2 protein-coding genes and 2 pseudogenes are annotated in these 3,284 nt (G+C 53.3%); 2 read left to right on the forward strand and 2 right to left on the reverse strand.

The features are described 5' to 3' along the window. The first annotated feature begins 105 nt into the window (after positions 1-105). Positions 106-336 (forward strand): hypothetical protein, encoded by a 231-nt coding sequence (locus tag WLY71_RS30105; RefSeq protein WP_347806480.1) that lies wholly within the window; start codon positions 106-108, stop codon positions 334-336. A 79-nt stretch (positions 337-415) separates the two neighbouring features. Here WLY71_RS30105 and WLY71_RS31550 read toward each other — a convergent pair. Both WLY71_RS31550 and WLY71_RS30110 read right to left on the reverse strand, forming a co-directional pair. Further along, positions 416-532 (reverse strand): annotated as a pseudogene (locus tag WLY71_RS31550) (hypothetical protein); the annotation flags it as partial. 75 nt (positions 533-607) lie between these two features. Beyond that, entirely contained in the window at positions 608-1,978 is a 1,371-nt protein-coding gene (locus WLY71_RS30110; RefSeq protein ID WP_347806481.1) for an aminotransferase-like domain-containing protein, read from the reverse strand. A 136-nt stretch (positions 1,979-2,114) separates the two neighbouring features. Between WLY71_RS30110 and WLY71_RS30115 the strand changes: the two are divergent. Next, positions 2,115-3,284 (forward strand): annotated as a pseudogene (locus WLY71_RS30115) (hydroxymethylglutaryl-CoA reductase, degradative); the annotation flags it as partial.

The following is a 3,284-nucleotide window of genomic DNA, read 5'->3' on the forward strand; positions in this document are numbered from 1 at the left end:
ATGCAAGCACGTGCCACTGGTTGCAAGCTCAGTCGCAGTTAATGCGAGCACAGGCGCTGCTTCAATCGCAATTAATCCGAGCCTGAAATAGCGTTGATTGCAAGCATGGCCGTTTTCGATTGCAAGCCGCTACACCTAAGGGTGATGACCTCTGAAAACGCTCTACCTTTGGTGTTGATCCCTGGCTTCATGCTCGACGAAACGCTCTGGGATGAAGTAATTGAAAACATGCCGTCCAATCGAGAAAACCTGCTCCAAGGGCAGACTATCCTGCAGCCCCCCAGCACATTGCAGCTCCTGCGTCGCCACGATTTGCTTTGGGTCCAGGCTGTGTGAAAACGCACTAAATACGTCGAAAACTGAGAGTCGCGAGGGTTGCCTGTGGAATCAGCGGGGGGAGCGCAAATTACCTTAGTCAGCTACACAGACGTTCGTAATGCGTTTTGTGATTGCCACCTTTGGTTTCGACGACTGCGCGGGTGTGAGGATTTTTGTAGATCTTCACCTGGCGAGGCTTGCGAGTGCCGATTTTTCAGCCCAAGACGATCGTGCGTTGTAACGACCAGCCGATAATCACAGCATCCCGGAAGGAAAATGGCACGCCGTCTCAGCCGCTCAGTACTGCTTTGAGCAACGGATCATTTAGATACGCGACATTCAATCTCGTCCATGGAGTTATACGCGATTGCTCCGGTGAAAAAATGTGTCCGGGGGCGATCATGAAACCCTTCGGAAGCAGTTGTCGAGTTAGCTCCCTTGCATCGTCAATATGAGCAAATCTAGCCCACAGATAAAGACTCTGTTCTGGACGAACGAATACCTCGGCTCCTATCTCATCCAGCATTTGCAAACCTACCGTAGTGGCTTTTCGTAAGCGTTCTTGAAGACGGATCAGATGACGCAGGAAATGCCCCTCCATCAGAATGACATCAACGGTTCGCTCACAAAGCTCCGATGTACTGGTGTGTAGCAGCATTTTCAGATCGCCCAGTTCATCTATTACATCTTTACTGCCGGCGATAAATCCGACCCTCAATGCCGCAGAAACGGATTTGGAAAAACTGCCTACGTACAGTGAGCGTTTCAACTGATCCAGCGCAGACACCTTGATTGCCGATGCCGGTTTGAAATCTGCTAAAGCGTCATCGTCCACCAGTATAAAATTGTGTTCCTCCGCTAACTGAACCAAACGATGCGCTTTGCTGGGTGAAATATCGGAACCCGTCGGATTGTGTCCAACAGACTGAATGAAAAACAATTTTGGCTTATGTAAGAGAAGATGACGTTCCAGCATTTCTATGTCCGGCCCATCCGGCAATCTGGCTACAGATAGCATCCGAGCTCCTTGCAATTGCAGTTTGCCGAACAGCGGGTAATAGCCCGGATCCTCAACCAAAACGCAGTCCCCTGGGGCAATGAAGCGGCGGATTATCAAATCCAATGCGTGATTAGCCCCATGGGTCGTCACGATCTGCCGAAGGCTGGCAGTAATCGAGTAGGTAGCCAACTTCTGCACCAAGTGTTGACGAAGACCTGCATTGCCTAGTCGGTTGCCGTATCGGAAAAGCGTCGTTACACCCGTACGCATGACCTGCCGTGTGAACTTATCCAAGCGCAAGTCCATCAACCACTCTACTGGCGGGAAACCTTCACCGAGTGGCGAGTGACCTGGTTCACGGACGAACTGCTGACGCATGAGCCAGATGGTGTCCATCGCCCGAGCGTAAGGCAATGGCTCTTCCGGCTCGCTGCTGCTCGGGTTACCTTGTTTGACGAAGAAGCCCTGCCCATGACGCGCTTCAACAAGTCCCTGGGAGGCAAGCGACTCATAGGCGTTGATCACTGTATTTTTTGAATGGCCAAACAAACGCATGCACTCGCGCAGTGATGACAATCGGTCACCCGCCCGGTAGGTTCCGTTGCCAATCTGCTCGACCAATGATGCTGTCAGTTGCTGTGCAAGTGTCAGCCGCGCCATCGTAGGGAGTCCTGTATGAATTATTCACAGAGGGTACAGCTTAGGTACTGTCTGTCAAAACTGTACCTTTTTTACCAAGACAGATGGGACTAGGGTGGCAACAACTCAACACAATAACTGCAACAGGACTCTTCCTATGGGCATCGACTCTCGCCTCCCTAAGTTCCGGAGCATGTCGCCTGCTGAACGCTTGAGTCACCTGCAAGAGCTTCTTGGACTTCCCAATGAGGATGTTGCGCTGCTACGCGATGCCGGCGCTTTGCCGCTGGAAATAGCCGACGGCATGATCGAGAACGTGATTGGCAAATTTGAATTGCCCTACGCCGTCGCGAGCAACTTCCAAATCAATGGTCGCGACGTCATCGTGCCGTTAGTGGTTGAAGAACCTTCAGTGGTCGCAGCGGCATCGTTCATGGCGAAACTGGCGCGCGAGGCGGGTGGCTTCCAGACCTCCAGCTCTCTACCACTGATGCGCGCCCAAGTGCAGATCGTCGAAATCGAAGATCCCTTCAATGCTCGCCTGAGCCTTATGCGTCGCAAAGACGAAATTATCGAACTGGCCAACCGCAAGGATCAACTGCTTAACAAGCTGGGCGGCGGTTGCCGTGACATTGAAGTACATACCTTCGCCCAGAGCCCACGCGGGCCAATGCTGGTCGCCCATCTGATCGTGGACGTGCGCGATGCCATGGGTGCCAACACCGTAAACACTATGGCTGAAGCGGTGGCCCCGTTGATGGAAGAGATTACCGGCGGCAAGGTACGTTTGCGCATTTTGTCCAACTTGGCCGACCTGCGTCTGGCCCGTGCACAGATCCGCATTGCGCCTGAGCTGCTAACGACCACCGCCTACAAGGGCGAAGACGTCATCGAAGGCATCCTTGATGCTTACAACTTCGCCGTGGTCGATCCTTACCGTGCAGCCACTCACAATAAGGGCATCATGAATGGCATCGACCCGTTGATCGTCGCCACCGGCAATGATTGGCGTGCGGTTGAAGCCGGTGCACATGCCTATGCCTGTCGTAATGGTCATTACGGTTCGCTGACTACTTGGGAAAAAGATGGCAAGGGCCATTTGGTGGGGACGCTGGAAATGCCCATGCCTGTCGGACTGGTCGGCGGTGCCACCAAGACTCACCCACTGGCACAACTTCACTACGCATCCTGGGTGTGAAGACAGCACAGGAACTCGCCGAAATCGCAGTAGCAGTGGGCTTGGCACAAAATTTAGGCGCGCTGCGTGCGCTGTCTACCGAAGGAATACAACGCGGTCACATGGCCTTGCACGCTCGCAACATTGCAC

It is taken from the genome of Pseudomonas rossensis (assembly GCF_039888995.1).
Classification (GTDB): Bacteria; Pseudomonadota; Gammaproteobacteria; order Pseudomonadales; family Pseudomonadaceae; genus Aquipseudomonas; species Aquipseudomonas rossensis.

What these genes read in the sequence shown, in the direction of transcription:
- WLY71_RS30105 (WP_347806480.1), top strand. Translation starts at nt 106, where the DNA reads ATGGCCGTTTTCGATTGCAAGCCGCTACACCTAAGGGTGATGACCTCT.
- WLY71_RS30110 (WP_347806481.1), bottom strand. Translation starts at nt 1,978, where the DNA reads ATGGCGCGGCTGACACTTGCACAGCAACTGACAGCATCATTGGTCGAG.